Source organism: Bacillota bacterium (assembly GCA_029961055.1).
Taxonomy (GTDB): Bacteria; Bacillota; Sulfobacillia; order JAIMAT01; family JAIMAT01; genus JAIMAT01.
Window position 1 is genome coordinate 77,037 of record JASBVM010000039.1, and the last position, 16,693, is coordinate 93,729.

13 protein-coding genes and 1 pseudogene are annotated in these 16,693 nt (G+C 72.2%); 5 read left to right on the top strand and 9 right to left on the bottom strand.

Annotation, left to right across the window (positions count from 1 at the left end):
* The first annotated feature begins 429 nt into the window (after positions 1-429).
* The 3 genes from QJR14_09115 to QJR14_09125 all read left to right on the top strand — a co-directional run bounded on the left by QJR14_09115 (position 430) and on the right by QJR14_09125 (position 3,058).
* Positions 430-1,227 (top strand): SIMPL domain-containing protein, encoded by a 798-nt coding sequence (locus tag QJR14_09115; GenBank protein ID MDI3317760.1) that lies wholly within the window; start codon positions 430-432, stop codon positions 1,225-1,227.
* Between the two features lie 212 nt (positions 1,228-1,439).
* Positions 1,440-1,907, top strand: coding sequence for a helix-turn-helix transcriptional regulator (locus tag QJR14_09120; protein ID MDI3317761.1), 468 nt, complete (start codon positions 1,440-1,442; stop codon positions 1,905-1,907).
* A 128-nt stretch (positions 1,908-2,035) separates the two neighbouring features.
* The gene (locus QJR14_09125) at positions 2,036-3,058 is read left to right on the top strand and encodes a DMT family transporter (protein ID MDI3317762.1); all 1,023 of its coding nucleotides are present in this window, start codon (positions 2,036-2,038) and stop codon (positions 3,056-3,058) included.
* Positions 3,059-3,182: 124 nt separating this feature from the next.
* Here the strand turns inward: QJR14_09125 and QJR14_09130 are convergent, their stop codons facing one another.
* Positions 3,183-4,307: a citrate synthase gene (locus QJR14_09130; GenBank protein MDI3317763.1), complete on the bottom strand. Its 1,125-nt coding sequence runs from the start codon at positions 4,305-4,307 to the stop codon at positions 3,183-3,185.
* Between the two features lie 342 nt (positions 4,308-4,649).
* Between QJR14_09130 and QJR14_09135 the strand changes: the two genes are divergently transcribed.
* A complete protein-coding gene (locus tag QJR14_09135) occupies positions 4,650-5,198 on the top strand; it encodes a DoxX family protein (GenBank protein ID MDI3317764.1) in 549 nt (182 codons plus the stop codon).
* A gap of 165 nt (positions 5,199-5,363) precedes the next feature.
* Positions 5,364-7,397 carry a ribonuclease catalytic domain-containing protein gene (locus QJR14_09140; protein ID MDI3317765.1) on the top strand — a complete coding sequence of 678 codons (2,034 nt, stop codon included), beginning with the start codon at positions 5,364-5,366 and terminating at the stop codon, positions 7,395-7,397.
* Here QJR14_09140 and pstA read toward each other — a convergent pair.
* The 8 genes and pseudogenes from pstA to QJR14_09180 form a co-directional block, all read right to left on the bottom strand.
* Positions 7,394-8,314: a phosphate ABC transporter permease PstA gene (gene pstA, locus QJR14_09145; GenBank protein ID MDI3317766.1), complete on the bottom strand. Its 921-nt coding sequence runs from the start codon at positions 8,312-8,314 to the stop codon at positions 7,394-7,396. The two genes, QJR14_09140 and pstA, sit on opposite strands and share 4 nt — an antisense overlap.
* On the bottom strand, positions 8,311-9,231 hold the full coding sequence (gene pstC, locus QJR14_09150) for a phosphate ABC transporter permease subunit PstC (GenBank protein ID MDI3317767.1): 921 nt from the start codon (positions 9,229-9,231) through the stop codon (positions 8,311-8,313). Before pstC ends, pstA begins: the two co-directional genes overlap by 4 nt.
* A gap of 36 nt (positions 9,232-9,267) precedes the next feature.
* Positions 9,268-10,011 carry a phosphate ABC transporter ATP-binding protein PstB gene (pstB, locus tag QJR14_09155; GenBank protein ID MDI3317768.1) on the bottom strand — a complete coding sequence of 248 codons (744 nt, stop codon included), beginning with the start codon at positions 10,009-10,011 and terminating at the stop codon, positions 9,268-9,270.
* Between the two features lie 617 nt (positions 10,012-10,628).
* Positions 10,629-11,517: pseudogene (locus QJR14_09160) on the bottom strand (transposase).
* A 706-nt stretch (positions 11,518-12,223) separates the two neighbouring features.
* Positions 12,224-13,210 (bottom strand): 2-keto-3-deoxygluconate permease, encoded by a 987-nt coding sequence (locus QJR14_09165; GenBank protein ID MDI3317769.1) that lies wholly within the window; start codon positions 13,208-13,210, stop codon positions 12,224-12,226.
* Positions 13,211-13,223: 13 nt separating this feature from the next.
* Positions 13,224-14,243 carry a 4-hydroxythreonine-4-phosphate dehydrogenase PdxA gene (gene pdxA, locus QJR14_09170; protein ID MDI3317770.1) on the bottom strand — a complete coding sequence of 340 codons (1,020 nt, stop codon included), beginning with the start codon at positions 14,241-14,243 and terminating at the stop codon, positions 13,224-13,226.
* Positions 14,244-14,251: 8 nt separating this feature from the next.
* A complete protein-coding gene (locus QJR14_09175; GenBank protein ID MDI3317771.1) occupies positions 14,252-15,535 on the bottom strand; it encodes a four-carbon acid sugar kinase family protein in 1,284 nt (427 codons plus the stop codon).
* Positions 15,528-16,379, bottom strand: coding sequence for a LacI family DNA-binding transcriptional regulator (locus QJR14_09180; protein ID MDI3317772.1), 852 nt, complete (start codon positions 16,377-16,379; stop codon positions 15,528-15,530). The genes QJR14_09175 and QJR14_09180 overlap by 8 nt, the downstream gene beginning before the upstream one ends.
* Between the last annotated feature and the right edge of the window lie 314 nt (positions 16,380-16,693).

Genomic DNA, 16,693 nt, shown 5'->3' on the forward strand with positions numbered 1-16,693 from the left:
CTTCGGATGCGGCGCGAGCCCCGCGCGACGAGGGCTCCGCCACGGCGCGGGCCGGCCCCGCGGGCGCAGGCAGACGGGCTGGAGCGGGTGCTGGCGCCCGCTCCAGCGAACGCGGCGGCCGGCTGCGGACCTGAGGAAGCGGACCGGGGAGCGACGCCGCCGCCCACCCGGCCGCGACGAGCAGGAGCGCGGCCGCCACCGCCCCGCGGGATCTCCGTCTGTGCCGCGACCTCACAGCGCTCACCCGACCGGTTTCCGAGCAGGAAGAGCCGGTCGGGAGTAGCTTGCCGGCCGGGCGGCGCTGCGACGCTGGGAGATGGGGGCCGGCGCGTCAGAGCCGCGAAGCGGAGCGGAAAGCTGACGGCGGAGGAGGAAGTTGCCGCCTGCGCAACTTCCTTCCACGGGAGGGCGTCCAAGGCGGTGGAGGTGATGCAGATGGTTCCCGGAGGGAGAGGCTGGCGGATCGAGCCGGGGCGGCGCGCCCTGCTCCCCTTCCTCGCGGCGGTCGTCCTCCTGGCCGCGGGGCTGGTCGCCCTCGGCCTGCCACCGCTGCGGCAGGCGGCACCGGAGGCTGCCGCAGCCGACGTGAACGGGGCGGCCGGCTCCCCCACCCTCTCGGTGAGCGGCAGCGGGAGCGTCCGGGTGGCGCCCGACTGGGCCCGCCTCCAGGTGGGTGTCCGCACCCAGGCCGCCACGGCCCAGGCGGCCGCCCAGCAGAACACCGCGGCGATCGCCCGGGTGGTCGACGCGCTCCACCAGGCCGGCGTGCCGGACAAGGAGATCCAGACCAGCGACTACTCGCTGGGTCCGACCTTCGAGCCCGGTCCCTCCTCCTCGCGGCCCTCGGGCTACCAGGCGATCCACATGCTCTCCGTCGGCGTCCCCGCGGACCGCGCCGGCGCGGTGCTGGACGCGGCCACGGAGGCCGGTGCCAACCAGGTGGGGGGCGTGACCTTCGACGTCCGGGATCGCGACTCGCTGGAGCGCCAGGCGACCAACCAGGCCATCGACCAGGCACGGCAGGCCGCCGAGGCGGCCGCAGCCCATGCGGGCCTCCGCCTGGCCGGTATCCGTTCGCTCCAGGTGGGTTCGTCGGGCCCCGTGCCGCTTGCGTTCTCGATGAGGGCGCCCGCGGTGAAGGAGGCGGCGAGCGTCCCCGTCCAGCCGGGCGAGCTGACCGTCACGGCCACCGTCAGCGTCGTCTTCGACGTGGCACCCGCCCCGTGACGGGCCGGCTCCGGCGCGCCCGCCCACGCTTTGCCATGCGCTTCCCCGTTCCGGTATGGTGAAGGGGAAGAGGCCCACCGGGGTGGCTCCCCTGCCGGGGCGCCCGGTGGGCCTCGGTTTGGACGTGCGTCCCGGTCGATCTGGACGGACCGGCTATAGGTGAGCCGCCGCCGCGCGCCAAAGGTGCCTCCTTTGGAGGCGAGGCCGTCCGGATGCCGGCGGGGGAGCGCAGAGAGGGCGGCGCGGGCGATGCAGCCAAGCCCCGGCCGGAGCCTGAGAGCGGGCCGTCCGCCCGCCAGCTCGGGGAGCGGCTGAGGCGGTTCCGCCTGGAGCGGCGTCTCAGTCTCTACGACGTGGAGCGGCTGACCGGCAAGCATTTCTCCACCATCGGCCGCTACGAGCGGGGCGAGCGTCGCCCGGACCTGGAGACGTTGCGCGAGCTGGCCGGCGCCTACGGGGTCAGCCTGGCGGAAGTTCTGGGCGACAGCTCCTCGCTGGTGGCCTATCTGCCCCGCGACCTGCGCGAAACCGCGGGACTGCTGCTCGACCGGCCGGACCTGCGCCGCCTGGTGCAGGCCGCGGCCCCGCTGGAGCCGCCGCTGGTCGACCAGCTGAGCTCGCTCCTCCGCGCGCTCACCCGCGGCGCATCCCAGGGCTCCAGCGGCCCCGCCCCGGGCTGACACCGCCCTCCGGACGGACGGCGAGCGGAACGGGCCGGTCTGGAGCCGGGGACGGCCGGGTGAAAGGGCCGGGAGTCGGGCTCACCGCGGCCGTGATCGCATCGAAGCCGTCGTCCGAGGTGAAGCGGTTGAACGGTTGGCTCTGGGCCCTGCTCTCGGCCGCCTCCTTCAGCACCGAGGGACTTTTGGCCCGGCTCGCCACGGGCTCGGGCGGGGCCGTTCCGCCGGTGCTGGCGGCCCGCTACGCCCTGGCCGCCTTGGCGCTCTGGGCGGCGGAGTGGCTCCGGCGGGCCCGACCGGCCGGCGGTTCGCCCTCCGCGGTCCAGCACCCGGTCCACGCGGGGAGGGGCCGGCGTCGCGGGGGCCGGGCGGGCCTGGAGCTGGCCCTGGCGGGTGTCGTCGGCTACGCCGGCACGACGCTCCTCCTCTTCGCCAGCTTCGCGCGCATCCCCACCTCGCTGGCGATCCTCCTGCTCTACACCTACCCGGCCTGGGTCGCCCTGGGCGGCCACCTGCTGGGCACCGAGCCGTTCACCCGCAGGCGCGGCGAGGCGCTGCTCCTGGCGCTCTCGGGGACGGGGCTGGTGGCGGGCGCCACCTGGGGCGGCGGACCGGGGTGGGGCGCCGGCGTCCTGCTGGCCTTGGGCGCCGCCCTGTCCAACACCGTCCAGATGCTTCTGGTCGACCGCGCCCTCCGCGCCGGCCTCACGCCCGAGGGGGCGGCGCGGAGGGCGGTCGCCTGGGGCCTCGCGGCCCTCCTGGCGGTGGCCGCCTGGACGGCGCTGGGCCTCCCCGGGGCGGGCGGGATGCGCTGGACGTGGAGCGCCGGGGGCCCCGGCGGCTGGACCGCCCGCACGTGGGCGGCGGCCCTGGCCCTCGGCCTCCTTCCCACCTTCCTCGCCGTCCTCGCCCTGACGCGGAGCCTGGAGCGGATCGGGCCGGGGCGCACGGCCCTTGTGAGCACCACCGAACCGCTCTTCGCACTGGTCTGGGGCGTCCTGCTGCTGGGCGAGCGGCTCTCCGCCACCCAGGTGCTGGGGGCGGCCGTCCTCCTGGCGGGCCTGGCCTGGCTGGTCCGCGGAGAGCCCGAGCCGGGCGGGTCCGAAGCGGTGGACGAGGCGGAAGGGGCCGGCGAGGCGGGGAGCCGGTGAAAGCGTTCGACGGGCCGGCCCTGGACCGGCGAGCGGCACGAGGCGCCGCTCTCGGGGTCCGGGGCCGGCCTGCGCGGGGTGCGCTGCGCGGGGCGCGGGCGCGGCCTCCTGCGCCCGGGGAAGCCTAACGTTCGTCGATCGGCACGTACGTCTCGCGCGTCGGCCCCACGTACTCCGCGCGCGGACGGATCAGGCGGTTGTTCGCGTACTGCTCCAGAGCGTGGGCGGTCCAGCCGGAGATGCGGCTGATGGCGAAGATGGGCGTGAACAGGTCGACGGGGATGCCCATGGAGTAGTAGGTGGTCGCCGAGTAGAAGTCGACGTTCGGGTAGAGCCCCTTCTCCTGGAGCATGATCTCCTCGATCCGCTGCTGCATCCGGAAGTACTTCGTGTTCCCGGTCTGCGCGCACAGCTGGCGGGAGAACTCGCGCAGGTGGGTCGCCCGGGGATCCTCCGTGCGGTAGACGCGGTGGCCGAAGCCCATGATCTTCCTCTTGCCGGCCAGCGCCTCGTGGACCCACTCGTCCACCCGCTCCGGCTCGCCGATCTCCAGCAGCATCTTCATCACAGCCGTGTTGGCGCCGCCGTGGGCGGGGCCCTTCAGGGTGCCGACGGCCGAGGTGATGGCGGAGTACAGGTCGGAGAGGGTGCTGACCGTCTCACGGGCGGCGAAGGTGGAGGCGTTCAGCTCGTGGTCGGCGTGGAGGACGAGGCAGACGTCGAACATGCGGCCCACCGGCTCGCCGGGCTGCTCGCCCTTCAACATGTAAAGGAAGTTCCGGGCCAGGCCCAGCTCCGGCTTGGCGGGAACCGGCTCCTTCCCCTCGCGCAGCCGGGCGAAGGCGGCGACGATGACCGGGATCAGGGCGGTCATGCGCGCCGCCTTGGACAGGTTGGCCTCGCGAGCGTTGTCGTCGGCGCGGTCGTCGGTGTCCGAGAGCATGCTGACGGCGGTGCGCAGGACGGACATGGGATTGGCCGTCCCGGGTGCGCGCCGCAGGTACTCCAGCACCTCGTCCGGCAGGCTGTAGCTCCCCAGCTCCGCCTGCAGGGCCTCCAGCTCCGCCCGGGTCGGGAGCGAGCCGTGCCAGAGCAGGTAGACGACCTCCTCGAAGGACGCGTGCTCGGCCAGGTCGTGGATGTCGTAGCCCCGGTAGAGCAGGCGGCCTTCGAGCCCGTCGATAAAGCAGATCTCGGAGGTACCCGCCACGACGTCTTCCAGTCCCGCCTTCGGCGTCTCGTTGGGCATCTCAATCCCCCCCATGGCGTGCGGCTGCGCCGGCGGGCCCGCCCACGCTGCGCCTGGGGCCCCAGCGGCGCCCTCGAGCGGCCCTTCGCCGCCCCACCCGGCCCCGCCTGCCGGCGACGGTCGTCGTCTACGTTGTTCACCCGATCACATTCTAAGGTCTACGCCCGCTTTCATCTATGGTGCAACCGGGCAGCGGCCCTGCCTCCCCCGCCTCGCGATACCGTGCGCAGCGGATCAACGAGGAGACCCGGCAGCCTCTAAGTTGAACCAACGACAGGCCGCGGTGGGAAGCCGGCAACCTCCCGTCCCAGCGCGCGCCGGAGACGAAGGAGGGAGGAGATCATGGACATCATGAGGATCTTCCGCGACAAGGCGTTCAGCTGGGTCTGGCTGCTGGTCCGGGTCTACATCGGCTGGCAGTGGCTCCACGCCAGCTGGGAGAAGCTGCACGAGGACGTCTGGGTGGGCGCCAAGGCAGGCACCGCCATCACCGGCTACTGGATGAAGGCCGCCGGCCATCTCACCGGTCCGGACGGCAAGCCTCTCCCCGGCTCGGCCCACTGGTGGTACCGGGACTTCCTCGACTTCCTGATCAACATCCATGCGGGCCCGGCTTTCTCCTACTTCATCGTCGGCGCCGAGATGCTGGTCGGCCTCGGCCTCATCCTCGGGTTCCTGACGCCCATCGCCGCCGCCGGGGGCGCCTTCATGAACCTCAACTTCATGCTCGCCGGCACCGCCAGCTCCAACGGGTGGATGTACACGCTGACGCTTCTGATCCTGCTCGCCTGGACCAACGCGGGCTACCTGGGCATCGACCGCTGGCTGGCGCCGCGACTCTTCGAGCGCCGGCGTCGCGAGGCGGAACCGACGCTGCCCGCGGCGAGCTGAGGCGGGCCCGGGCGGGCCGAGGTCCCGGCACTCCGCCCGGGACGCGCCTCGGGAAGCGCCCCCGGTGACGGGGGCGCTTCCCGCTCCCCCCGTTCCATAACCTCTCCGCCCCGCCGCTCCCTCCGTGCGCGCCGCCGGGCCAACCGCTAGACTGAAACCATGCGAATGGTGGTCTGGGAGCGGCGCCGCCGGCTCCAGGTGGCAGCCCGCCTGAGCGGCGGGTCCCGCGGGCGCTGGCTCCTCCTCGCCGAAGACGGCGAGCGGATCGAGCTCCTTCCCGAACGAGCGTGGCGGGTCGAGACGGCGCCAGGGGCGGAGGAACCCGCCTCCCGCCTCGAGGTGGCAGCTGCCCTGGATGCGCTGGCGGCCCGCTGGCCCATCGACCTGGAGCTCCTCTGGTCGGCCGCCCTCGACGAGGCGGGCGAGCGTCCCGCGGCCGGCCTCACCCTGGAGGAGCTGGGGCGCCTCTACCTGGGGGAGGAGGCAACCCCGGAGGCGCTCCTGGCCCTGGCGGTCCAGCTGGCACGGGAGAGCACCTTCTTCGAAGCCGTCGACGGCCGCCTCGTCCCGCGGGACCGCCAGAGGGTGGAGGCGAGCCGGCGGGAGGCCTCGGCGGTGGAGGCGCGACGCCAGCGGCTGAAGGCGCTGGCCGCCTGGACCGAGGGCCTCCGCCCGGCCCTGGAGCGGCGCCTGCAGGGCGAGGTTCCGCCGCCTTCCCCGCCCGACCCCACGGCCCCGGCCTGGATCCACGAGGAGCGGCTGAGCACCGAAGCGCGCGACGAGGCGCGTGCACTGGCGCTCTGGGCGCTTCACGGCGAGGCGCGGGCGCCTTCCTCGGAGGTGGTGGAGGCCAGCGGGCTGGAGGGGCCGGACGAGGCGCTGGAGCTCTTCGAGGCGGCCGGGATCCTGGACCAGGATGTCAACGAGGCCTTCGAGCGGCACGAGCTGCCGCGGGCGCGCTCGCCCCAGGCGGCCGAGGAAGCCGGGCGCCTGGCGGCCGCCCGGCCGGGCGCCGACCTCCCCCGCGCCCGCGTCGAGGCGGTCGGCGCCCCCGTCCTGGCCATCGACTCGGCGGAGACACGGGAGGTGGACGACGCCGTCTCCTTCTGGCGCGAGGGCGCCGACCTCTGGCTGGGCGTCCACATCGCGGCTCCGGCCCTGACCGTCCCCCCGGGCAGCCTCCTCGACCAGGAGGCGATGCGCCGTGGCGAGACCTTCTACTTCCCCGAGGCGACGCTGCCCATGTTCCCCGAGGAGCTGGTCGAGGGCTGGCTCTCGCTGAGCGAGGAGGAACCGCGCCCGTCGGTCTCGGTCTACCTCCGCTTCGACGGCGAGCGCGGTGAGCTCCTGGACGCGCAGGTGGAGGTGGCGCTCCTGCGGCTGACCGCCCGCCTCACCTACGAGGAGGCGGACCTGGCCCTTTCCGCCCCTGCCGCCTCCGCCGCGGAGGGGGCGGGGCGCTTCGCCCCCGTGCTGCGCGATCTGCGCGACTTCACCGAACGGCTGGAGGAGGGGCGCGTGGCCGCCGGCGCCCACCGTTTCGACCGCGCCGAGGTGGAGGTGCGCGTCCGCGACGGCCGGATCGAGGTGGAGCCGATCTACGACACCCCGGCCCGCCGCCTGGTGGCCGAGGCGATGATCTGGGGGAACCACGCCTTCGCCCGGGCGCTCGCCCAGGCGCGCCTCCCCGCCCCCTACCGCTCGTCGCGCAAGGGCGAGGGGGCGCGCATCAGCCTGGAACCCGGACCCCACGAGGTACTGGCGCTCAGCCCGTACATCCAGGCGACCTCGCCGCTGCGGCGCTTCGGCGACCTGGTGGCCCAGCGCCAGCTGGTGGCCATGACCCGCGCCGAGAGGCCGCCCTACGACGAGCTGGCCATGGGCGAGCTGATCGGCCACGTCGAGCGCGCCATGGGAGAGGTGCGCCATGCCCACCAGCTGCGCGAGCGCTACTGGCTGCTCCGCTTCCTGGAACTCCACCGCGACGAGAGCTTCGAAGGGGTGGCCAACGAGTCGGGGGGCTGTGTCCTTCCAGCGCTGGGGGGGCTGGAGGGACGGCTGACCGGCCCCGCGCGCGGCCGGCTCCGCGTCCAGGTGGCGGCCGTCCGCCCCCGGCGCCAGAGCCTCCGCCTCAGGCCCCTGGGGCCGGCGGAGGAGGGCGGTACCCCGGCCGGTGATCGTTCCGCCGAACCGGCCTAGCGGCGGCCTGCGTTGTAGCGCGACATCCGCCTGGCCAGCGCCCTGGCGCCCAGGTTGAGCACCAGCACCAGCGCGATCAGGACCAGGGCGGCCCCCCAGGCCAGGCGCTGCTGCTGGGCGAAGGGCGAGATGGAGTACTTGAAGATCTGGAGCGTCATGCTGGCCATGGGTTGAAAGACGTTCCAGACCATGACGTCCGAGCCGAAGGCGGTGAAGAGGAGCGGCGCCGTCTCCCCGGCGACGCGGGCGACCGCCAGCATGACGCCGGTCACGATCCCCGGCAGTGCCTGGCGCATCTCCACGGCGACCACCGCGTACCACCAGGGCGCGCCCAGGGCGAGCGCGCCATCCCGCATCTCCACCGGCACCAGGCGGAGCATGTCCACCGTCGTGCGGGTGACCGTGGGGATCATCAGGATGGCCAGCGCCACCGCGCCCGAGAAGGCGGAGAAGCTGCGCATGGGCACGACGATCAGCGTGTAGGCGAAGATGCCCACGGTGATGGAAGGGACCCCGGTGAGCACGTCGCTCAGGAAGCTGACCCAGGCGGCGAACCGGCCCCGCCCGAACTCGGCCAGGTAGATCCCGGCCAGAAGGCCCACCGGCACGCCCATGGCCGCGGCCATCAGCACGATCACGAGCGTGCCTACCAGCGCCTGGGCGATGCCGCCTCCCGGCTCCCCCACCGGCGCCGGCAGCTGCGTGAAGAAGGCCCAGTTGATCGCGGGCAGCCCCTGCCAGAACGTGTAGCCCAGAATGTGGACCAGCGGGACGACGGCGAGGAGGAAGGCGACCACGGTCAGCCCGATCATCAGCCGGTCCTTCCACCGCCGCCACGCCGTGTCGGGGGGCGGCAGAGGGCGCGGGTGGGGCGTCCGGCCGGCGGTCGCTTCCTCGAGGGCCAGCGGCCGGCTCACGTCCGCTGGCCTCCCAGCCGCCGGTCCATCTCCCAGGTGAGCAGCCGCGCCCCGGCGTTGAGCAGGAAGGCGATGACGAAGAGCACCAACCCGATGGTGACCAGCGCCGACACGTGCGGTACGGTCTGCGCCTCCGTGAACTCGTTGGCGATGATGCTGGCCATGGAGTAGGCCGGCGAGAAGAGGGAGAGCGAGAGCGTCGGCTGGTTCCCGATCAGCATGGTGACCGCCATCGTCTCGCCCACGGCCCGGCCGAGCGCCAGCACCACGGCGCCCACCAGCCCCGTCCTCGCATAAGGAAGCAACGCTCCCGTGATCGCCTCCCACCGCGTCGCCCCCAGCGCCAGCGCCGCGTCGCGCTGCTCCTCCGGGACGGCCGCCAGCACGTCCCGGGAGATGGCGGCCACGGTGGGCAGGATCATGATGGAGAGGACCAGCCCTGCCGCCAGCATTCCGATCCCGAAGGGCGGCCCCTGGAAGAGGGGCAGCCAGCCGAACCACTTCCCCAGCCAGGGCTCGACGGGCTGGCGCAGGACCGGCGCCAGCACGAAGATCCCCCAGTAGCCGTAGATGACGCTGGGGATGGCGGCCAGCAGCTCCACGGTCACCGAAGCGGTGCCGGCGAGCCAGTTCGGCGCCACCTGCGAGAGGAAGATGGCGACCCCGAGGCCGAGCGGGACCGCGATCGCCAGCGCCAGGAGCGAGCTGACCAGCGTCCCCCAGATGGCAGGCAGCGCGTGAAAGACGGAGTGGACCGGATCCCAGGTCGTCTTCAGGAAGAACTCGATCCCGGTCCGCTGGATCGTCGGCAGCGATCCCTCCAGCATCTGGAGGAACATGAGGAGGACGATGGCGAAGATGACGAGAGCGCCCAACGTGGTCAGCCCACGGAAGACCAGGTCACCCTTGCGGCTCACGTTCCTGCCTCCAGAGGTCCCTGCGGCCCATGCGGTCTAGCCGAAGCGACCGGTGATGTACTCCTCGGTCCGCTTCTCCTTGGGCCGCGTGAAGATCTCGCTGGTCGGCCCCGACTCGATCAGCTCGCCGTTGAGGAAGAAGGCGGTGACATCGGAGATCCGGGCCGCCTGCTGCATGTTGTGCGTGACGATGATGATGGTGTATTCGCGCTTGAGGTAGGTGATCAGGTCCTCGATCCGGCTGGTCGAGGCAGGATCGAGCGCGCTGGCGGGCTCGTCCATCAGGAGCACCTCCGGCTGGACGGCCAGCGCCCGGGCGATGCAAAGCCGCTGCTGCTGACCTCCGGAGAGGGAGAACGCCGACTCCCGCAGCCGGTCCTTCACCTCGTCCCAGAGGTTGGCCGCCTGCAGGCTCCACTCCACCACCTCGTCCAGGTCGGCCTTCCTCCGCATCCCGTGGAGCCGCGGGCCGAAGGCGACGTTGTCGTAGATGGACCGCGGAAAGGGGTTGGGCCTCTGGAAGACCATGCCCACCCGGCGGCGGAGGGCCACCACGTCCACGCTGGGCGCATAGATGTCCTCGCCGTCGAGGAGGACCTCCCCCTCCATGCGGAAGCCGGGAATGGTGTCGTTCATCCGGTTGAGCGTCCGCAGGAAGGTGGACTTGCCGCACCCGGAGGGCCCGATCAACGCGGTGACGCGGTGCGCCGGCGCGGCCAGGCTGACCCGCTTGAGCGCCTGCTTCGTCCCGTAATAGGTGTCGAGGTTGCGGACGACGATCTTCGGCTCCGTCGCCGTCCCCGCCTCCGTACGCGCCTCCGGCTCCGCGCCCTCGCGGGCGGAGACGGTGACGCCGCCAAGAGGCCGGCCCAGCTCCTCCCTCGCCACAGGCGCCCCGATGCGCACCGGTATCGCCCCCGCCTCACGCTGCCCGTCTCTTATCTCACGCTAGCAGAAATGCCGCTCCTCCGAGGCGGTGCTCTGTTAAGGGCCGGTTAAGACGGGCCTCCTCTTCGAACTCCTTGCGGCCCAACGCATTGCGGCGTCGAAGGGGCTCCGTTGACCTGGAGCGAGGCAACGATCCTCCACCCCCCCGCCTCGCCGGGGAGGAGGAAGGTCGCCATGGGCTTCCTCCCGGCATCCGCCGGGTCGCGGTCGGACTCTGCCGTGAGCCGGGCGTCTGGGGGTGGCTGCGTCAGCGGTCGCCATCCTGCATGCACGGAGAGCAGGGTCAGCTGGACCGGGCACGAGGAGGTGGCCTCAACGCCTTCTCCCCCTCCCTTCGCAGTCGGGCTGCGCGACTGGGACCTGGTACGGGCGCTCGGTGCCCGACATCCCGCGCATCCTCGACCTCTACATGGCCGGGCGGCTGAAGCTGGACGAACTGGTGGAGACTAGAAGAACGAGAACGGCTCCTCGTTCAGATCCGCGATCACCGTCTTCGTCTCCAGGTAGGCTTCCAGCGCCGTCCTCCCCAGCTCGCGGCCGACGCCGCTCTTCTTGTAGCCGCCGAAAGGCGCGGTGGGCGAGAGCAGCTGGTAGGTGTTGAGCCAGACGGTCCCCGCCTGGACGCTCCGGGCCATGCGCAGCGCCCGCTTCACGTCCCGCGTCCAGACGCCGGCGGCCAGCCCGTACATGGTCTGGTTGGCCAGCCGGACCGCCTCCGCCTCATCGTCGAAAGGAAGCACCACCGAGACCGGTCCGAAGATCTCTTCCTGGGCGATGCGCATCTCCGGCGTCACGTCGACGAAGAGCGTGGGCTCGACGAAGTAGCCGCGGCCCAGGCGCTCGGCGCGCTCCCCTCCCACCAGCGGCCGTGCCCCGGCCGCGCGGCCCTCGGCCACGTAGCCCAGGACGCGCTCCAGCTGCGCCTGGCTGACCACCGGTCCCACGTCGCTGGTGGGATCGGCGCCGGGCCCCAGACCTCGCTCTTGGAGATCCCGTCCAGCCCCAGGCTCTCCACCAGCTCGTCGACCTTCCGCGTGCTGACGCCGTGGACGTACGCCTCCTGGACGACCGAGACCAGCGCCTTCTCGGCACGCCGCCGCGGCTCGAGGAGGCTGGGGAAGAACGAGCCCTTGCGGAGCTTGGGGATCTGGAGCTCCAGCGTCCCCACCCGCGTCTGGAGCAACCGCCGGCAGTGGCCGTTGCGCTGCGTCACCCGCTCGGGGCTGCGCTCGTAGCGTTCGGCGCCGATCTTCTCGCTGGCCTCGGCCTCGATCAGCGCCTGAAAGAGCCAGCGGAGGACTCGTGGATCGGATCGGGGGCGTCCTGGGCGTTGCGCAGGAGTTCCGAGAGCGAGAGACTGGTCTTAGCCACTCTGGGGTCCTTCCTTGGTTGCGGATTGGCTACCGCCAGGAAACCTCAGGGTGGCTTTCCTTGCCCAGCCAGGAACTGGCTGGCTTGCCCGGCGGCACCTCGGTCTACGCCCTCGGGTGCAGCCGGAAGGACCTCAGCTCACCCAGGACTTTTCCACCAGAACCCGGGACACAGGCGTCCTTATTCCGGTGCGCACCCGCACCGCCGCCGATCTGCGGGGAGCCTCCGCGCGCCCGAGGAAGTGGACATCCGGGAGGGTCACCGGACCTACGAGGAGCGCCTCGCCGAGAAGTTCCAGGCGGGCCGCACGGACGGGTGAGTCGGGCCGATGCCGCTCCGCGGCCTGCCGGGCAACATGGCACCCAAGGGCTACGAGGCGGTGCGAGTGGCCAAGTTTAGCCCCGAGGGCCGGATCACTCTCCCGAGCTCGACCCGATCGCCGCGCACTTGGTGCACGGCGATCGGGTCGGTCACGCCTTCGACCGTTTGGTGATCCGGAGGTGATCCAGCACGGTACCCAGGCGTCGGAGCTTGGACACGAGACCTCCGGCGGTGACAAGCCGGCGGTGCAGAGGTAACCCCTCCCTTCGGATGCAAGCTGGGGGCGCGACGTGGAAGGAAGGGCCGCTCCGCCTCCGCATCCGCGCCCCGCTGTGGAGGAACCCTGCGAGCCCTACACGGACTCCTCGACCGGTTCGGCACCCTGCTGCTGGCGAGCCTCGACCCGGCGTGCGAACCACGCGGTCACCAACGGCACGAGCACGGCCGTCACCACCACCGACGCGGCCACCTGCACCGTAGCCTGCGAGGCGATGGGCGCGTATCCGGCATAAGCGGCGGCGACCGCAGTCGGCACGGCGGCGGCGTTCCCCGCCGTCGAGGCTGCGGCGATCCCGGCCAGGCCGGTCCCTCCGGTCGCCCGGTCGAGAAGGATCAGGACGGCCCCGGTCACCACGACCACGGCCAGACCGAGCAGGACTCCGGTGATGCCCGCGGCGGCCACGTTGACGAGGTTGATGCCCGACCCCAGGGCCAAGGCGAACATCGGGATGAGGACGTCCTGCGCCTTGCTGAGGAAAGCACGCATCTCCTCGTCCAGGTTCCCGAGGACCATGCCGAGGATCAACGGCAGGATCGCGAAGACGAAGGCCTTCAGGGGGAAGCTGGCCAGGCCGGCGACGCCCAGGATCAGCATCGTGAAGAAGGGGCCGGACTCGAGCGACATGATCGAGTAGGCCGCGACGTCCTCGACCTTCTTCCCGAGCTGGCCCATCAGGGCCATGTAGAGGCCGCCGTTGGTGTCTGAGAAGGCGGCGACGATCGCCAGGGCGGAGAGGCCGAGGAGCATGTGGTTTGGATCGGGTGCCGCTGCCTTGATCAGGAAGCCGATGGCCGCAGCCGTGAGGATCTTGCCCGCCCAGAGGGCGACGCCCTTCTTCAGGATGTATCCCGCCGCGTTGATGCGGATGGTCGAGCCCAGGGCGATGTAGAAGGCTGCCAGCAGAGGCAAGGCCCCGGTCATCAGGCCGCCTGTGAAGGACGACTTGAAGACGGGATCATCGAACAGCCCCGGAAAGAGCGTCCGGATGACGGCGCCCAGCAGGAGCGGTACGATCATCATGCCGCCGGGTATCCTTTCGATGCTGCGCTTGATCTTCATGCGACATTCCTCCTCACTGGCCGGGCAGCAGGTCGCGGACCGCCTCGAGGGCTGCGACCATGCTGGCTTCGCGCGCGACCCCGCGGCCGGCGATGTCATAAGCGGTGCCGTGGTCCACCGAGGTGCGAAGGAAGGGCAACCCGAGCGTCACGTTGACTCCGGTATCGAGCCCCAGCATCTTGACCGCGATGTGCCCCTGGTCGTGGTAAAGCGCGATCGCCGCGTCGAACTGGCCTTCCGCAGCGCGGGCGAAGACGGTGTCGGCCGGGAGTGGCCCGTCCACGTCCAGGCCACGGCCCCGCGCCTCAGCCACCGCGGGCCGGAGGATGCGCGTCTCCTCCTCGCCGAAGAGGCCCCCCTCGCCGGCATGCGGGTTGAGCGCGGCGAGCGCCAGGTGCGGGCGGCGGCCCAGCAGCCGCCGGAGTGCCTCGTCGGCCAACTCGATGGTGGCAAGGACGCGCTCCTGGGAGAGCTGGCGGATAGCCTCCGCCAGACCCACGTGCGTGGTCACGTGGACCACCCGCAGGCGCCCGTTCGCCAGCATCATGGCCACGCGCCCAACGCCGGCGAGGTGCGCCAGGGCGTCCGTGTGGCCGGGGTAGGGGATGCCGGCGAGGCGCCAGGCTTCCTTGTTGATGGGCGCGGTCGAGATGGCGTCCACCTTTCCGGCTACGGCCAGCTCGGCCGCCGTGCGGACGTACGCGAAGGCCGCCCGGCCAGACCGCGCGTCGAGCTGGCCCCAGGGCAGGCCGCGTACATCGGCGGCCGCCTCACGCGCCGGCGCGACCACTTCGACCGTCCCCGGCTTGAAGCGGGCCTCGGCCGGATCGGCCACCGCACGGATGCGGGGCGCTGAGGGCAGGCGGCTGGCCCGCAGCAGGACGTCCGCCGCCTCCTCGAGGCGCCCGGCGTCACCCACGACCAGGGCGCGGACGGCCGCACCCACCTCCGGCCGGGCCAGGGCCAGGAGGACGATCTCCGGCCCGATGCCCGCCGGATCACCCATGGTCACGGCTACCAACGGTCTCTCCACGAACGCGTTCACCCTTCCTTTCCACGAGCGAGCAGGAAGTCGACCGCCCGGAGCAGGGCGTCTTCCGCTCCGAATCCCCCTGCTTTGGAGATGAGCACGAAGCGGTCGTCCGCCTCGCTCCACGGCATGCCCGGGATCACCTCCCCCTGGGGCCACAAAGCGTCGATTCGCAGAGCACGGCAGAGCGCGAGCGTGGTGTCGCCGCCAGTACTGACCAGACCGAGCCTCCGGCCGGGCGACGTCGACGCCCAGAACCGCGCGAGTTCGGCCAGATCCGCCTCGAAGTGGGGGAGCGTGCCGCCGGCGCCCGCCGGCCGCTCCGGTGCGAGCTCGACCGCGACGACGCGGGCCGTCTGGGTGGCGAGCCAGCGCGAGGCGCGAGCCAGCTCCTCCTCGCGCCCGGCGGGCTCGGCCAGGCAGGGCGTGTCCAGGCGCAGGCGGAGCGCCTCACCAGCCGCGACCAGCCGCTCCAGCTGCGCATGGGCTTTGGGGTTGGCGCTGCCGACGAGGACCAGGAGCCGATCGACCGCCTTCATCGGCGCCGCCGGCGGGGACGGCTCCTCCCGCAGCCAGAGGGGTGCGAGAGGCCGGGCCAGACCGGCCGAACCGACCGGCAGCACTTCGGGATGACGCGCTAGGAAGCGGGCCGCCTCCGCGAGATCTTCCTCGCTCTTTGTCTCCGGGACGAGAACGGCGGGGGAGCGGCGGCGCGCCTCCCCCAGCGCTTCCTCCAGCTCGACCGCCCCGCTCTCGACGACGGCGAGCGAACTGGTGGCGAGGACTACGTCGGCCAGACGATCGTGGCGGACGGGGTGGACCGGGTCGCGCCCTGCGGCGGTCTCCGTGACGGGACGCCCGTCGACCAGGAGCCGCCCCGCAACGACGAGGCGGCCGTTGGCCGGGAAGGCGGGGGCGAGAAGCGCCACCTCGCGGCCGAGCCCGTGCAGCGTGGCCTCGATCTCGGCACCGACGTTACCGCGCAGGGTGGAGTCAACCTTCTTGAAGACCCGCGCCGGCCGCCCCGCCAGGAGGCGCGCGGCCTGCCCAACGACCGCGGCTGCCTCGGCGGGCTGCAGCCCCCGGCTCTCACTGTCGAAGACCTGTACCAGGTCGCCCGGATGGAGCGGCTGCCAGGGGCGGGCGGGATCGAAGGCGATGCGCACCCGCCGCAGGGCGGTGCGGAAGTAGGTGGCCGAGTCGGCCGCGCCTGTCAGGTCGTCGGCGAGGACATAGATCGGGAGCGAAGGCGAGGAAGGCGCCTCCTCGATCGCGCAGAGCTCCTCCTCAGGCACCGGCGCTCCCCCCTTCCTCCTGGCTCGCGCCGGGGACGGCTCCGCCGCGGTCACCCGCGCTGGTCTCTGGAGCGGAGTCGGTCCGCGCCGGGCGCGCGACTTCGATCACCGGCACGTTCCAGGCGAAGAGCGCCTCGCGGAAGGACTCGGGGACGTAGTCGGTGACCAGCAGGTGGATGGCGGAGAGCGGCGCGTAGGCCGGCAGGCCGGCGTCGCAGAACTTGTCGTGGTCGACCAGCAGCACCACCTGCTCGCTGCGGGTGAGGAGGGCGCGCTTGACGCCGATGGTGAAGGGGTTGACGTTGTAAAGCCCGTTGCGCACGTCCAGGCGCGCCGACGAGAGGAAGAAGCGCGTCAGGCGCCGCTCGGCGAAGTACGCCTCCGTCTCCGGCCCGAAGACCGCCGCCATCGCCGGCACGTAGAGCCCGGGAGCCAGGTGCACCTCCAGGTTCCGCCGCGCCATCGCCTGGAGGACGGCCAGGGAGTTGGTGTAGGCGACTACCCCCTGGGGCAGGTGGGGCACCATCTGGGCGACGGTCGAACCCGAGTCGAGCGCCACCACGTCGGAGGGTCGCGCTTCCTCCGCCGCCCGCTGCGCGATGCGACGCTTGGCCTCCAGGTTGACATGGGTGCGCAGATCGAAACTTGGTCCGAAGGAAGGATCGATCCCCAGGCGGAGGTTCCGCCCGCTCGGGTTGGGCCGGTAGCCCAGCTCCTCCGCCGCCTGGCGCACCCGCCGGGCGATCTCCTCGCGGACCGACGGGTTGCCGTTCAGGACACGGGAGACGGTGGCCAGCGAGACCCCCGCCTGCCGGGCTACGTCCCGGATCGTCGGCGCACGCATGCGCACCACCCCTCCGCCGGAAACAAGTGAGAAAACGTTAACAGAAAACGTATTCCATTCCCGGCGCAGGGTAACGCCGGTGGCTCGCCGGCGTCAAGGGCGGGGATTGCCAAAGGTGCAAAGGGTGTGCGCGAACCCTTCTCCGGACCCGCACACGGAAGTGCCATCATAATGGCATTTCCGATGGCATGCCATCACTTCGCGGAGGCGCCCGCGAGGAGGTCGTGACGCGTCCTTGGACGACGAGGGGCTCGCCGAAGGGGCCTCCCCGGCGCGCGCCGCCCTACCTGAGCTCCTTGCGCATGCGGTGGAAC